The organism is Bacillus sp. FSL R5-0443, from assembly GCF_038608285.1.
GTDB classification, from domain to species: Bacteria; Bacillota; Bacilli; order Bacillales; family Bacillaceae; genus Bacillus; species Bacillus velezensis.
This window is the reverse complement of the sequence record NZ_CP152013.1, coordinates 2,749,863-2,764,049: the sequence shown is the minus strand read 5'-3', so window position 1 is coordinate 2,764,049 and position 14,187 is coordinate 2,749,863. Positions and strand designations below refer to the sequence as shown.

Below are 14,187 nucleotides of genomic sequence, written 5' to 3'. Positions count from 1 at the left end.
ATTTAATTAAAGGAGTGTTCATATGAAAATTGAAGTTTGGTCTGATGTAGCATGTCCCTTTTGTTATATAGGTAAACAAAATTTAGAAAAAGCATTGAAACAATTCCCTTTTAAAGATGAAGTTAAAGTTGAATATAAAAGCTTTGAACTAGATCCTAGTGCGCCAGTATATAACGGGCAAAGTTATTATGAAAAGTTACTCCCTAAATTTGGGGATTCCGAACAAACAAAACAGTTCCTTGAAAACTTAACTCAAAGTGCAAAAAAGGTTGGATTAACATTTAATTTAGAAGGTTTGAAACCAACTAATACGTTTGATTCCCATCGCCTAACAAAATGGGCAAAAACAAAAGGAAAAGAAGCTGATATCTCGGCAACTCTGCTTTATGCACACTTTACTGATTCTAAGGATGTAGGTGATCATGAAACCCTTGCAGATTTAGCAGAAGCTTCTGGTTTAGATAGACAAGAGGCTCTAAAGGTCCTAAATGACAAGTCTCTTTATGCAGATGAGGTAAGATCAGATCAAATAGAAGCTAAGCGTTATGGTATCTCTGGAGTTCCCTTTTTAATTATAAATCAGAAATACGCCGTTTCTGGGGCACAACCAGCAGAGGCTTTCTTAGAGGCACTCAACAAGGTATGGGAAGAAGAAAATCCGTTACTGAAACTTAAGAATCTATCAGTGAATAGTGAGGATGACACGCTTTGTACTGATGGAAGCTGCGGAATTCCTACAAGTAAAAAATAAGTGGGAGCCCAAATTTCTCTTAGATGAGTTTGTTTTAAACTCTAACTTCTCTTCTAAAACTAAAATTAGATCTGATCTCTTTAGAAATGGCAATTTTAAGTTTAAACCTATTAAAGACTAATATTAGGAGGAAGAGAACTAATGGTAGAAACAGTTGAATTAACTTCTTTAGATTCAATAGATAACTTTATCCATCATAATAAATTTAGTTTTTTGTATATTTCAAGGCCAGATTGTGGAGTATGCCATGCAGTCTTGCCTCAACTCAGAGAATTACTGGATAAATTTCCACATATTAAATTAGGGTATATCAATGCTTACAACGTAGAGGAGATAGCCTCACGGTTTTCAATTCTTACGGTTCCTGCACTTCTTTTATTCATTGAAGGAACTGAATATTTGAGAGAAGCACGCTTTGTTCATTTTGAACAATTAGAAAAAAGACTAGAAAGAGTAAGTAAAATATATACAACATGATGTTTTAACAATGTTAAAAAAGTATGGCAACCAAAAACTAGAGGAGTGTTTCATATGTCTAATGTGAATGTAAAACTGAATGCTGTTTGGAAAGGAGGAGTAGAAGGAAACGGCATCATCAAATCTCAATATATTGATACACCCATTGCTATAGGAACAGAGTATGGAGGTAATGGGGAAGGAGCATCACCTAAAGAAATCCTTGTGTCATCAGTACAAGCTTGTTATGTAGCAACATTAGTATCGATGGTTGAATCAAGAAAACTGCCAGTAGTGAGTATTGAGGTTGATTCTGAGATGGTTGCTTCTGACAGTAGTTTTGATATTATCCATTATCCTCGTATTGTTTTATCTGCTGATGCAACAGAAAAAGAAGTACAGTCAATGCAAAGAGTGAATGAAGCAGCTGATAGAGCATGTATAGTAGGTAACATGGTCAAAAAAGCAGGCGTAGAAATAGAAGTTAAAGGTAAAGTGTCTACTCTTTAATCGATTCAATTAATTATTAATAAAAAAGCTTTTTACAACTCAGGAGGAAAAACAAAATGACTATAATCAAAGTAACAGATGATAATTTAGAAAAGAACTTAAATACAGATAAAGTGGTTTTACTAAACTTTTCAGCATCTTGGTGTGGACCATGCCGGGTTTTTGCTGAGACACTAGAGGAGTTTGACAAAGAGTTTGGTGATAAAGTACAAGTTGTTAAAGTTGATGTGGATGAGAATCCGGAGCTTGCTGCAGAATTTGGTGTAATGAGTATCCCTAATACACGCTTCTATTCTAATAATAAATTCGAAAAACCTTTTGCTGGTATTGTTGGTATTGCGCAATTAAAAGAAGAAGTTTCAAAAATTAAGTCCCTTTAATCAAATGTGCATTAATGTATTCTTTTAAAGGAGGGAGATCATATTGGAGGAAATGAAAATTTATGATGTCATCATAGTTGGGGCAGGTCCCGCGGGAATGACAGCAGCAGTTTACACTTCACGTGCTAATTTGAACACATTGCTTATTGAACGTGGAATACCTGGGGGACAAATGGCTAATACGCAGGATGTGGAGAATTATCCTGGTTTTGATCATATTTTAGGTCCAGACCTCTCTAATAAAATGTTTGAGCACGCCAAAAAGTTTGGTGCTGTATATGAATATGGAGATATAAAAGAAATTATAGATGAGGGCCGTTTAAAAAAAGTAGTAACTACAAAGAAAGAATTTTATGCAAAATCTGTTATCATCGCTACTGGGGCAGACCATAAAAAGCTTGGAGTTCCAGGGGAGAATGAGCTTGGTGGTCTAGGAGTTTCATATTGTGCCGTGTGTGATGGAGCCTTCTTTAAAGGACGTGAACTTGTTGTTGTGGGTGGAGGAGACTCAGCTGTAGAAGAAGCTGTGTATCTTACACGTTTCGCTTCAAAAGTCACCATTATTCACCGTCGAGATCAGTTGCGTGCGCAAAAAATACTCCAAGAAAGAGCATTTAGCAATGAAAAGATTGAATTCATTTGGAATAAAGAAGTTATAAGTATAAATGCAGGAAATGGAACAGTTAATACAGTAACATTAAAAGATACAAAAACAGGGGAACAATCTCAATTCCCTGCAAATGGTGTATTTATTTACGTGGGTACACTTCCGTTAAATAGTGCATTCAAAAACTTAGATATAACCAATGAAGAAGGTTATGTAGTGACAGATGAAGCAATGGCTACAAAGATTCCTGGTATTTATGCAGCTGGAGATATCCGTGATAAGAGCCTACGTCAAATTGTCACAGCTACGGGTGATGGATCAATAGCAGCTCAAAGCGTCCAACATTATATTGAAAACCTTGAGAATTCATAAGAAAAAACATTTATCTATTTTGGTAATATATAATCACACCTAATTGTACCGAATAGTAGGTACAGTTAGGTGTGAAATAAAAAAAGTTAGAGGAGAAAATTATGAATCAGAACGATAGTTTATACAAAAAATCACATTTTAACCGTTTAGGTGAATTTAGTACACTTTCACCTGAAAGCTTTAAAACATTTGTAGCTTTTGACAGAAAAGCGTTATCTGAAGGAAAGTTAACAGCTAAATTAAAGGAATTAATTGCAGTTGCTGTTGCTCATACGACTGGATGTCCTCATTGTATTGATTTTCATGTTAAACAAGTTAAAAAACATAGAGCTTCTAGGGAGGAAATGGCTGAATCAATTATGGTAGCAACTGCCTTGAAAGCAGGGTCTGCTCTTGCTCATGGTGTCAATGCTTTAAACGCTTTTGATGGAACAGCTGATGATGAATTATTTAGAGCTTCTTATATCAACCGACTAAAAGAGTTTTCTCAGTTAGATGGAGATGCCTTTAAAGCGTTTATGACTTTTGACCAACAAGCGATGAAGGCGGGATTACTTAGTGTTAAGGAAAAAGAGTTGATTGCTATAGCAGTGGCGCATACAACAGGGTGCCCTTACTGTATTGATATCCACACTAAAGCAGCCAAAAAAGCGAAAGCAACGAGAGAAGAAGTTGCTGAATCAATTATGGTAGCAACTGCCTTGAAAGCCGGATCTGCTCTTTCTCATGGAGTTAATGCATTAGTTGCATATGATGAATAATCTTATGGACGGTTATGTACTGTTGGCAGCTGTGTCATTCCCTCAAAAAATCATAATAACTTTTATTAGATAACGAGCGTAGAAAGAGATAATCCTTATAAAAAACAAAATGAAGGAGATATAAAAATGACAAAAATTAATGGAGTCGATACAAAAGTTATTGAAAACTTAGTAGAAAATTATAAGAAAAATCCTGAGGAAGGAATGGCAGGATGGTCTTCTTCGGTAAAATGGAAAGATGGATTTTACGCTGAAGCGCAAGTAGGTGATCACAAACCCGTTCTGATTGATGAGCCAGATTGGTTATCAGGATCTAATAAGGGTCCAAATCCAGTTGAACTTTTATTAAGTGGATTGGGTGGTTGTTTATCAATTGGATTTATTGCAACAGCTAGTTTAATGGGGATTAAGGTAAATTCACTAGAAGTTAACGCTTCAGGACAATTAGATTTAAATGTATTTTTGGGCTTAAAAGAAGGGAATCCAGGTTTTAACGAAATTGATGTTCAATTCACAATAGATAGTGATGCAGACGATAAACAACTTGAAGAATTAGTTTCAAAAGCAATGGAAATTTCGCCTGTGAAAAATTCATTAGAAAGAAATGTTCAAGTAAATTCAACTTTTAAACGTAATAATTAAAAAGCTTTATGACAGGGTCGATCTTACTTTACTTTGTATAACTAATTTAAAAAGAACGTAGATATACGCGATATATTACATGCGTAAATGTCTACGTTCTCATACGTTGCAGGTAGAATTGGAAACGCGAGAGGAGGAAAAAACCCCATTATGTCTGATGTGAACAGTATTAAAAGATGGAGAGCTCTATTTTTGATTGCGTTGGCTGAACTATTTGCCCTCAGTTTATGGTTTAGCGCTTCAGCCGTTCTTCCCCAATTAAAACTTCAATGGGGAATGAGTGCAACAGAAGGGTCATGGTTGACCACATCCGTACAGGTTGGGTTCATTATTGGAGCCATTTGTTTTGCTTTTCTAGGGTTGGCAGACCGTTATAACCCAAGAAAAATATTTGCTATTGCCTGTATATTCGGAGCTGTCATCAATAGTTTATTTACTTTAAGCACTGGAATGGTAGTGGGATTAAGTTTACGTTTTCTAACAGGAATTACTATGGCAGGTGTTTATCCTACTGCCGTGAAACTACTCTCTACTTGGTTTCAAGATAGACGAGGATTTGGTATCGGAATCCTAATTGCAGCTCTGACATTAGGTTCTTCATTGCCACATCTATTTAATTTAGTTATTCCGAATGTCAGCTGGAAGATATTAATGCTGGTCAGCTCTTTATTAGCATTGGTCGCAGCTGGTATTATGCATTGGGGTCTTCCGGATGCTCCGGAGTCTAAAAAAGAAGTAGCTACTAAGTCGATGAATACACTCAAATATATCTTAAAAGATCGACCTGTAATGTTAGCTAACTATGGCTATTTTGGTCATATGTGGGAAATGTATGCTATGTGGACATGGCTTCCATATTTCTTAACAGCCAGCTTTAAAGCATCCTTAAAGGGAACAATTTTACAAGAGACTAGTACACTGTTCGCATTTTTAACAATTGGAATTTCGGGGGCTATAGGTTCGATAATAGGTGGATTATGTGCTGATAAAATTGGGAAAGCACGACTTTCTATGATTGCCATGATTGTTAGTGCTGTATCTTCTTTATGTATCGGACTTACCTTTGGTCTTCCTATATGGATTACCGTTATTGTAGCAATCATTTGGGGGATATCAGTTGTTGCAGATTCAGCACAATTTTCAGCAATGGTTGCAGATTTCGCAAAATCAGAATGTGCAGGAACTGCCTTGACATTTCAAATGGCTATAGGTTTTCTTATTACGGTCTTTTCTATTTATTTGATTCCGGTCTTTGAAGATATCGTAGGGTGGAAATGGGCATTCTCCATCCTTTCGATCGGTCCTATTATAGGAGTTTGGGCAATGATTTCTCTTATCCGTTATAAACATTAAACGATGTACTCATTTTGTTTTTTTAAAACAGTAATGGCATGCATTTTTCATTTTTAAGAGAACTTGACGGATTCTCTTTCCATTTTTACCTGTTTAATCTTTATTCTTTAATTAAAGCAATCTTTAGTTGAATAGGAACAGCTTTACTTTCACCCTTTATTTTTTAACACCATTCTTGTTATTATTCCACTGCATAAGTGCGGAAGTTCCATTGGAGCTTAAGGTCAAACCAACTGTTGGACCAACAGTACAGTATCAGGCTTAATCTTAAAAACTTTAACTTAGCAATGGATTTTCCGGATTTCCCTACCGTTACTGATTATCGCATTAGTGTTTGGTGATTCTTTACGCAAAAATGTAACAGAACCAACAAAGCCGAGAAAAGTAGTTTCGGTAAAGGAGGGTGAATGATTGGTGGACAAGAAGTTACTTACGGAAGCTGGTTATAATGCGTTGAAGAAAGAATTACTTTATTTAAAGAAAAAAAGATGGAAAGAAGTTAGTGAAAAAGTTCAAGAGAGCAGAAGTTTTTGTGATTTTAATGAAGATCCTGAGTATCCAATTTCAGTAGATGAATTTGCTACACTTAAAAAGAAAATAAATGATTTAGAATACATTATAAAGCAAGCAAAAATAATTAGAAATGCAAATATAAGAGAAGTAGGGATCGGATCCATTGTCACTGTCAAAGAAATGACAGGAAAATATGAATTGCATCTTAAACTTGTTAGTCCCGCAGAATCACATTTATCTGAAAACTATATATCCGATGAGTCTCCAATCGGAAAAAGTCTAATTGGTCACAAATTAAATGATGATGTAATAGTCATGACCCCTTCTGGAATGATGCATTTATTAATCATTGAAATACAGTGATTTTTTTCTTAAGCTACTCTGTTGTACTCTATTTTAAATAAGGTAGATAATTGATGGTTGGTAGTAACAATTGTGCTTTGTGAATGAAAATGGTGAATATGAATCTATTTATTTTTTTAAAAGATACAGGTTGCAAAAACCTAAAAAAGCATGCTAATATAATTTGTACCTACTGGTAGGTACAAAAAAGTTTAGTTGTTGATAGAAGGAGGTTAAGTGATTACACCAACAGAACTGTACAGGACCCTATTTGGGCAAAAGTTGAAGATCGAGTACGTTTGGGGATTACAGATTATGCTCAAACAACGATTTGATGAAATTGTATTCTTAGATCCCCCGAGGAAGGGAATTCATTAACGATAAACAATAGCTGTGGTGATGTGGAGTCCATTAAAACTACTCCGAACTTATCTCATCCTTTAAATTCTAAAAATAAACACAGAATTAGAGGATAGTCCTGAATAGTAAATGAATCCCCTTATGATTAAGGGGGGATGCGAGTAGTTGAAATGGATAATATAGATGATATCCAACATCATATACGTGCTAAAGAATACAAAGATTATGTATATGAAAAGAATGGAGGGAATCATGATGGAAAAATTAAAATCAATGGATCAATTTGAGAAGTTAAAAAAAACAGAGCGCGTTGTCTTTATGTTTTCAGCGGACTGGTGCCCAGACTGTCGGGCAATCGAGCCAATTTTGCCGGACATTGAAGCAAATTATTCGGAATATCAGTTTATTTATGTAGACCGGGATGACTTTATTGATTTGTGCATCGAATTGAATGTATTTGGTATTCCAAGTTTTATCGCTTATCATAACGGAGAAGAAGCAGGGCGGTTTGTTAGCAAGGCTCGGAAAACACAAGAAGAAATCGAAACATTTCTTAACAGCTTGTCCATTTAAACTGCTAACACAAAATTGTACCAAACGGTAGGTACTGATAAAAGGAATTAGAGGGAAGAATTATTAGTCAAGACGATGTTAAACAAGTTAAAAACATAGAGATTCCAAAGAAGAAGTTGCTGACTCAATTATGGTAGCAACTGCCTTGAAAGTCAGATCTGCTCTTGATCATGGAGTTAATGCATAATGAATGAATAAGTCTTAAAGTATAAAACTTGGAGGTTTTTATGAATAATTTTCAGTCAGTTGAAGCTCTTTTTAAACCATTCGAACTGGGAAATCTGAAACTATCTAATCGTATTTTGATGGCACCTATGACGCGAAACTTTTCTCCAAATGGAGTACCAGGGGAGGATGTCGCTGCGTATTATCGTCGTAGAGCTGAGAATGGTGTTGGACTTATTGTGACAGAGGGTACGTTTATCAACCATCCTGATGTTGCATCCGAGGTGCCAGCATGGCAGGAGGACGTACCACACTTATACGGAGAAGAGGCGCTAAACGGTTGGTCAAAAGTAGTTGATGGGGTACACGAGGCCGGTGGGAAAATTTTCTCTCAATTGTGGCACATGGGTGCACGAGGCAACGCTAATGATTACTCAAAACAAGAAATTTTGGAATTGGTTGAAGCTTTTGCACAGGCAGCAGCCAATGCTAAAAAGGTTGGTTTTGATGGCATTGAGATTATGGCAGCCCATGGATTTTTAATTGATCAGTTCTTTTGGGAAAAAACAAACACACGTACAGATGAATACGGTGGCGACATAGTTAAGCGCACACGCTTTGCGAGTGAGGTCATCGCAGCTTGCCGACGTGTTGTTGGACCAGATTTTCCAATCTCGTTGCGAATCTCACAGTGGAAATATGATTTCTATACAGCAAAATTAGTAGAAACTCCAGAAGAACTAAAACGTTTCTTAACGCCATTAGTTGATACAGGTGTTGACATCTTTCATGCATCTATTCGTCGCTTTTGGGAACCTGCATTTGAAGGATCTGAACTGAATCTATCAGGATGGATTAAAAAGTTGACAGGAAAACCAACAATTACAGTTGGATCTGTCGGTCTTGATGGCGCTGATTTCGTGGATTTCTTCGCTACTGGAGAAGAGGCCAATGGCAAAGCCAACAAAATGGGCAATTTGATCGAGAGATTAGAACGTGAAGAATTTGATTTGATAGCTGTGGGTCGCGCATTATTGGCTGACCCTGACTGGGTAAACAAAATCCGAGATGGACGAACAGAAAAATTAATTCCGTTTACGCGTGAGGCAATTGAAACATTATATTAAACAGCTTAAAAAATAATAAAGAACCCATTTTGATTGATTTTTTCAAAATGGGTTCTTTTTAGTTACTTTCAGATCAAGATCCGATAACACTATTATTTATATTTTAGTGAATGATTTTTAGAATATGCATCAAAAGTTATTTGTGTAAATAATACTGGTTCAGGTGCAATTGATACACCAATCAATGCTGAAAAATAGCCACATTCTGTGCCCATTTTGCGTACAAAATGAATATAAAACGTTGTAAATAGATGTAATGAATGACTTTGATGCTTGAGATAACATGCTTCTGTAACTGATAATAGTTTCCACTTTATTGAGGGCCTAGTGGACGTAGTAAAGTAAATATCCTAGAACAGAACCGATCGTTTCAAACTATCGGCTTTTTAATTGTTTTCATACTCATTGAAAATCTCCTCATTAGGACAAACACCTATTACATAGCATTACCCAAGGGGTGATGCATTTTATGAAGGTAAAAATCATCGAGGGACCGCAAGCTGACAAATGCATTAACGATTGCTATCATTATTTAATAAAACTTTATAGGAAGGAGATCCAGGGTGATAGCAATATATGTAAGGGTATCGACCGAGGAACAAGCGATCAAGGGATCGAGCATCGACAGCCAGATCGAGGCCTGCATAAAGAAAGCAGGTACTAAGGATGTGTTGAAGTATGCCGATGAAGGATTTTCAGGCGAGTTGCTTGAACGTCCGGCTTTGAATCGCTTGAGGGAGGATGCAAGCAAAGGACTTATAAGTCAAGTCATTTGTTATGATCCTGACCGTCTTTCTCGGAAATTAATGAATCAGCTTATCATTGATGATGAACTGCGAAAGCGAAACATACCCTTGATTTTTGTAAATGGTGAGTACGCCAATTCTCCAGAAGGTCAATTGTTTTTCGCAATGCGCGGAGCAATCTCGGAATTTGAAAAAGCCAAAATCAAAGAACGGACATCAAGCGGTCGACTTCAAAAAATGAAAAAAGGCATGATCATTAAAGACTCCAAACTATATGGCTATAAATTTGTTAAAGAGAAAAGAACTCTTGAGATATTTGAAGAGGAAGCAAAAATCATTCGGATGATTTTCAACTATTTCACCGATCATAAAAGCCCTTTTTTCGGAAGAGTGAATGGGATTGCTCTGCACTTAACTCAGATGGGGGTTAAAACAAAAAAAGGCGCCAAAGTATGGCACAGGCAGGTTGTTCGACAGATATTAATGAACTCTTCTTATAAGGGTGAACACAGACAGTATAAATATGACACTGAGGGTTCCTATGTTTCAAAACAGGCAGGGAACAAATCTATAATTAAAATAAGGCCTGAAGAAGAGCAAATCACTGTGGCAATTCCAGCAATTGTTCCAGCTGAACAATGGGATTATGCTCAAGAACTCTTAGGTCAAAGTAAAAGAAAACATTTGAGTATTAGCCCTCACAATTACTTGTTATCGGGTTTGGTTAGATGCGGGAAATGCGGAAATACCATGACAGGTAAGAAAAGAAAATCACACGGTAAAGACTACTACGTGTATACTTGCCGGAAAAATTATTCTGGCGCAAAGGACCGCGGCTGCGGAAAAGAAATGTCTGAGAATAAATTAAACCGGCATGTATGGAGTGAGATTTTTAAATTCATCACAAATCCTCAAAAGTATGCTTCCTTTAAAGAGATTGAACAATCAAATCACCTGTCTGATGAATTAGAACTTATTCAAAAAGAGATAGAGAAAACAAAAAAAGGCCGCAAGCGTCTTTTAACGCTAATCAGCCTAAGCGATGACGATGATTTAGATATTGAAGAAATCAAAGCACAAATTATTGAGCTGCAAAAAAAGCAAAACCAACTTACTGAAAAGTGTAACGAAATTCAATCAAAAATGAAAGTCCTAGATGATACAAGCTCAAGTGAAAATGCTCTAAAGAGAGCCATCGACTATTTTCAATCAATCGGTGCAGATAACTTAACTCTTGATGATAAAAAAACAATTGTTAACTTTATCGTGAAAGAAGTTACCGTTGTGGATTCTGACACCGTATATATTGAAACTTATTAAAGAGGGGTGTATGCACCCCCCTTTTGTAATTACAATCTCATTTTCAATACATCGTGCAGCATATGTGGCAAGCTTCGTGCCTTTTCCGGCTGAGTAGCTTTCAATTCCTTTAATCAGCCCGATTGTACCGATGGAGATCAGATCTTCTGCGTCCTCTCCCGTGTTTTCGAATTTTTTCACAATATGGGCGACTAAACGGAGATTGTGTTCGATCAGCATGTTGCGGGCGTGTTCATCTCCTTCAGCCATAAGGTCTAAGTATTTTTTCTCCTCACTATTCGAGAGCGGTTGTGGAAAGGCATTATTTTTCACGTATGATACTAAAAACACGAGTTCTTTCACAATAAACCCGAGCGCTGCAAAAACACCTGTCACCATCCTCACCTCCACAAAGTTATGTAGGCAAAAGCCTATATGTAACTGTATGTGGCAGTCAGGCTGTTTGTGTCTGTACAGGGAAATTAATCAAAGGCAGGTTTTATTTCTTACAGCCTCTTGATTTTTGCTGATTGAGCCTGTATATTGTTAAAAAAAGTAAGGGTGAAAACAATATAACCGAAAAGCGCTGAAGAGACGAGTAGACAGATATCATTCATGACAGAGAGCTCCGGGAGCTGTGAAGGAGTATGAATGGATGTGTTGAAGCAAACCTCTTAGCTTCGCATCGGAATCATGCAACACGAGGATGATGCGGCGGATACTCCTGTTACCGAGTAAGCTTTGTACCCGGCTTAGGCCGGCACCAAACCGAATTGAGGTGGCATAGCGGGCTGTTTCCCGTCCTCAAGACTTTATTGTCTTGAGGGCGTTTTTTATTTTTAAGGGAGGGATAAGATGAAAAACCTGAAGTCTTGGCGGTACCCGATGCTTCTGTTAACCGGAATCGGGATAGCAAATATTGGTGAATGGATTTATTTTTTGTCTCTTAATCTTATTGTTTTAAAAGAAACGGAGTCTGCTTTTGCGGTTTCCATTCTTTATTTAATCAGGCCTGCGGCTGTTTTGATGACAAATGGGTGGGCGGGCAGCATCATCGACCGGTGTAACAAACGGAATATGATGATGTCGCTTGATTTCATCCGGGCTGCATTCATTGCCGTTCTGCCGCTGATGTTTACTGTACGGTCTTTGTTTTCCGTTTATTGTATCGTGTTTTTGATTCAAATGGCCAATGCGATGTTTCGTCCGTGTTCCATGGCGTATGTGACGATGCTTATTCCGGCTGAAAGGAGAAAACGATTCAATTCACTAAGGGCTTTGTCGGAATCAGGGGCTTTTCTCCTCGGGCCGGCTGCGGCCGGGCTGCTTTTTATCGCCGGCACGCCGATTTTTGCGATTTGGGTGAATGCGGGGGCTTTAGTGCTGTCCGGTTTCATCACGATGATGCTGCCGAACCTTGAAAATGAGCCTCACGTACATTCTCCCAGACAGAAGCTTTCTTTGGCAGTGTGCAAAGAAGATTGGAAGCTCGTCTATCGCTTCAGCCGAACGGCGCGAAACGTCATGATCATTTATTTTTTATTCAGTCTGGTCATGACCGTTATGCCATCAGCGCTTGATTCGCTTGAAGCCGCTTTTGCAAAAGAGGTTCTTCAGCTGACTGATGCCGATTACGGTTTTCTCGTCAGTGTCTCAGGGGCAGGCATTATCGCGGGGGCGCTTGTCAATGTGTTCTTTAATAAAAAAATGCCGGCTTCTTTATTGATGGGAATGGGCTCTTTATTCACAGCGGCCGGATATATGATTTATGCGTTTTCTGACGTTTTTTGGACGGCTGCTTTCGGATTTTTCCTTCTCGCTTTTTTTCTGGCGTTTGCCAATACAGGCTTTCTGACGTTTTATCAAAAGAATGTTCCGGTGGACATCATGGGGAGAGTGGGGAGCTTTTATTCATTAGTCGAAGCCGTCTTCATTATAGTAGTAACGGCGGTTTTCGGAGCGGCTTCTGTCAGTTCTTCCGTCCGCGGCATCGTCATCGCAGGCGCTGCTGTTATGCTGGCGTTGGCAGCCGTTTTATGCTCGTTCTTATTTGCGTCCGCAAAAAGGAGGACTCCTGATGTATTTCAAGCGGATCAATTTAAACAAACATAAAGAGACGGCCGTTTCGTTTCGTGAGGATTCGTTTTTCGTCAGATTTGGCACGGCGGATCATTTTAATAGGGATGAATATCTAAGGTGGCTGTCATCCCAAATCAAATGCTTTCCCGACGGTTTTATGCTGCTTTTTCATAACGGGCAGCCGATCGGACAGCTTGAAGCTTCCATCAAATTTTACCGCAGCCAAAAAATCGGTTATGTGCACCTTTACTGAGCAGCAAAGAGAACGCGGAACGAAGCTGCATCAATTTAGAATTAAACGGAAAAGTTCTCAGAATGAGAGGAGCCGTACCGCCGGAATAGGGGGCGGTACGCGCTTCATTTTTTCGTTGTTTTTAAAAGGCCGGGAAACTTCTTATAAATGACCGCCATTAAGACGAGCATATACATTCCGTAAATCCCGAAAGACAGCAGTTTGTTGCTTGTAAATGAAGCGCCTGCGACGGTCACGATCACAATGTTCGGAATTTTGCCGAGCACCGACGCAGAAAAAAAGATCGGCCATCGTATATTACTCAGCCCGCAGACGGTATTCATGGCAAGCGACGGTATAATCGGAATCAGCCGCCCGAAAAGCACCGCCGTAAACGCGTGCTGATGAAATGAATCTTCATATTGGGCCGCTGCCGGGTAAGCCAGCAGCTTTTTTCTGGCCCAGTCTCTGAATCCGTACCGGACGAGAAAAAACAATGCCATTGTTCCGAGCATTGCGCCTGACAATGTAATCCACACCCCGTTTACAATCCCGAAAACCGCTCCGTTTAAGGCCGCGATAATGGCGAATGGAACGATCGGAAAAAATACGTCAGCTGCGACCAGAAGGATACTCATAAGCACGGCGTACATGCCGCCCGCGCGAATCATGCTGAGCCAGACGTCTTTTTGCATAAAGCCGATCATCACGACAGCAATGATGACGGCAAGACTGAATCCCTTTTTTATCATCTGCACGTTCACCTCTTTTCAATTAGTATACAGCACAAATCTATCTCCTTCTATTAAAATAAGCTGTCCGATAAGCGTACTTGTTTATCAGCATTTGCCGTTTGATGAGAAACGGCTGGCACCCGGATTTGGACAAAAACAAGCGGGAAGCGGGTGATGTGCATCAT

The 14,187-nt window shown here is 38.5% G+C and carries 14 protein-coding genes and 4 pseudogenes; 16 read left to right on the top strand and 2 right to left on the bottom strand.

Features of this window, described 5'->3' with window-relative positions:
* The first annotated feature begins 22 nt into the window (after window positions 1–22).
* The 14 genes and pseudogenes from NYE28_RS13760 (at window position 23) to spoIVCA (ending at window position 10,978) form a co-directional block, all read left to right on the top strand.
* Window positions 23–751, top strand: a complete 729-nt coding sequence (locus NYE28_RS13760) for a DsbA family oxidoreductase (RefSeq protein WP_342490104.1) — start codon at window positions 23–25, stop codon at window positions 749–751.
* Window positions 752–892: 141 nt separating this feature from the next.
* Complete coding sequence (locus tag NYE28_RS13755) at window positions 893–1,228, top strand: thioredoxin family protein (RefSeq protein ID WP_202853763.1); 336 nt, start codon at window positions 893–895, stop codon at window positions 1,226–1,228.
* Window positions 1,229–1,282: 54 nt separating this feature from the next.
* Entirely contained in the window at window positions 1,283–1,717 is a 435-nt protein-coding gene (locus NYE28_RS13750) for an OsmC family protein (protein WP_342490103.1), read from the top strand.
* A gap of 38 nt (window positions 1,718–1,755) precedes the next feature.
* Window positions 1,756–2,097 (top strand): annotated as a pseudogene (locus NYE28_RS13745) (thioredoxin domain-containing protein); the annotation flags it as partial.
* A gap of 43 nt (window positions 2,098–2,140) precedes the next feature.
* A complete protein-coding gene (gene trxB / locus NYE28_RS13740) occupies window positions 2,141–3,076 on the top strand; it encodes a thioredoxin-disulfide reductase (protein ID WP_342490102.1) in 936 nt (311 codons plus the stop codon).
* A 101-nt stretch (window positions 3,077–3,177) separates the two neighbouring features.
* Window positions 3,178–3,837 (top strand): carboxymuconolactone decarboxylase family protein, encoded by a 660-nt coding sequence (locus NYE28_RS13735; protein ID WP_342490101.1) that lies wholly within the window; start codon window positions 3,178–3,180, stop codon window positions 3,835–3,837.
* 126 nt (window positions 3,838–3,963) lie between these two features.
* Window positions 3,964–4,479 (top strand): OsmC family protein, encoded by a 516-nt coding sequence (locus tag NYE28_RS13730; RefSeq protein WP_342490100.1) that lies wholly within the window; start codon window positions 3,964–3,966, stop codon window positions 4,477–4,479.
* A 150-nt stretch (window positions 4,480–4,629) separates the two neighbouring features.
* Window positions 4,630–5,832, top strand: coding sequence for an MFS transporter (locus NYE28_RS13725; RefSeq protein WP_342490099.1), 1,203 nt, complete (start codon window positions 4,630–4,632; stop codon window positions 5,830–5,832).
* Between the two features lie 131 nt (window positions 5,833–5,963).
* A pseudogene (locus NYE28_RS13720) lies at window positions 5,964–6,213 on the top strand (MFS transporter); the annotation flags it as partial.
* A gap of 33 nt (window positions 6,214–6,246) precedes the next feature.
* A complete protein-coding gene (locus NYE28_RS13715; protein ID WP_342490483.1) occupies window positions 6,247–6,708 on the top strand; it encodes a GreA/GreB family elongation factor in 462 nt (153 codons plus the stop codon).
* Window positions 6,709–7,272: 564 nt separating this feature from the next.
* Complete coding sequence (locus tag NYE28_RS13710; RefSeq protein WP_342490098.1) at window positions 7,273–7,620, top strand: thioredoxin family protein; 348 nt, start codon at window positions 7,273–7,275, stop codon at window positions 7,618–7,620.
* 227 nt (window positions 7,621–7,847) lie between these two features.
* On the top strand, window positions 7,848–8,912 hold the full coding sequence (locus NYE28_RS13705; protein ID WP_342490097.1) for an NADH:flavin oxidoreductase: 1,065 nt from the start codon (window positions 7,848–7,850) through the stop codon (window positions 8,910–8,912).
* A gap of 469 nt (window positions 8,913–9,381) precedes the next feature.
* Window positions 9,382–9,560: pseudogene (locus tag NYE28_RS13700) on the top strand (hypothetical protein).
* Entirely contained in the window at window positions 9,518–10,978 is a 1,461-nt protein-coding gene (gene spoIVCA, locus NYE28_RS13695) for a site-specific DNA recombinase SpoIVCA (RefSeq protein WP_268477350.1), read from the top strand. The pseudogene NYE28_RS13700 and the gene spoIVCA overlap by 43 nt, the downstream one beginning before the upstream one ends.
* A 30-nt stretch (window positions 10,979–11,008) precedes the next feature.
* Here the strand turns inward: spoIVCA and NYE28_RS13690 are convergent.
* Window positions 11,009–11,353, bottom strand: a pseudogene (locus tag NYE28_RS13690) (sigma-70 family RNA polymerase sigma factor); the annotation flags it as partial.
* A 459-nt stretch (window positions 11,354–11,812) separates the two neighbouring features.
* Here NYE28_RS13690 and NYE28_RS13685 point away from each other — a divergent pair.
* On the top strand, window positions 11,813–13,069 hold the full coding sequence (locus tag NYE28_RS13685) for an MFS transporter (RefSeq protein WP_094031851.1): 1,257 nt from the start codon (window positions 11,813–11,815) through the stop codon (window positions 13,067–13,069).
* Window positions 13,035–13,289, top strand: a complete 255-nt coding sequence (locus tag NYE28_RS13680; RefSeq protein ID WP_227749546.1) for a hypothetical protein — start codon at window positions 13,035–13,037, stop codon at window positions 13,287–13,289. The genes NYE28_RS13685 and NYE28_RS13680 overlap by 35 nt, the downstream gene beginning before the upstream one ends.
* 104 nt (window positions 13,290–13,393) lie before the next feature.
* Here NYE28_RS13680 and NYE28_RS13675 read toward each other — a convergent pair whose 3' ends face one another.
* Entirely contained in the window at window positions 13,394–14,020 is a 627-nt protein-coding gene (locus tag NYE28_RS13675) for a TVP38/TMEM64 family protein (protein WP_012118035.1), read from the bottom strand.
* Window positions 14,021–14,187 lie beyond the last annotated feature (167 nt).

Coding starts and splice junctions, on each gene's coding strand:
- NYE28_RS13750 (WP_342490103.1), top strand. CDS start 1,283: ATGTCTAATGTGAATGTAAAACTGAATGCTGTTTGGAAAGGAGGAGTA.
- NYE28_RS13710 (WP_342490098.1), top strand. CDS start 7,273: ATGTATATGAAAAGAATGGAGGGAATCATGATGGAAAAATTAAAATCA.
- NYE28_RS13705 (WP_342490097.1), top strand. CDS start 7,848: ATGAATAATTTTCAGTCAGTTGAAGCTCTTTTTAAACCATTCGAACTG.
- NYE28_RS13675 (WP_012118035.1), bottom strand. CDS start 14,020: ATGATAAAAAAGGGATTCAGTCTTGCCGTCATCATTGCTGTCGTGATG.
- NYE28_RS13685 (WP_094031851.1), top strand. CDS start 11,813: ATGAAAAACCTGAAGTCTTGGCGGTACCCGATGCTTCTGTTAACCGGA.
- NYE28_RS13755 (WP_202853763.1), top strand. CDS start 893: ATGGTAGAAACAGTTGAATTAACTTCTTTAGATTCAATAGATAACTTT.
- NYE28_RS13735 (WP_342490101.1), top strand. CDS start 3,178: ATGAATCAGAACGATAGTTTATACAAAAAATCACATTTTAACCGTTTA.
- NYE28_RS13680 (WP_227749546.1), top strand. CDS start 13,035: ATGTATTTCAAGCGGATCAATTTAAACAAACATAAAGAGACGGCCGTT.
- NYE28_RS13730 (WP_342490100.1), top strand. CDS start 3,964: ATGACAAAAATTAATGGAGTCGATACAAAAGTTATTGAAAACTTAGTA.
- NYE28_RS13760 (WP_342490104.1), top strand. CDS start 23: ATGAAAATTGAAGTTTGGTCTGATGTAGCATGTCCCTTTTGTTATATA.
- NYE28_RS13725 (WP_342490099.1), top strand. CDS start 4,630: ATGTCTGATGTGAACAGTATTAAAAGATGGAGAGCTCTATTTTTGATT.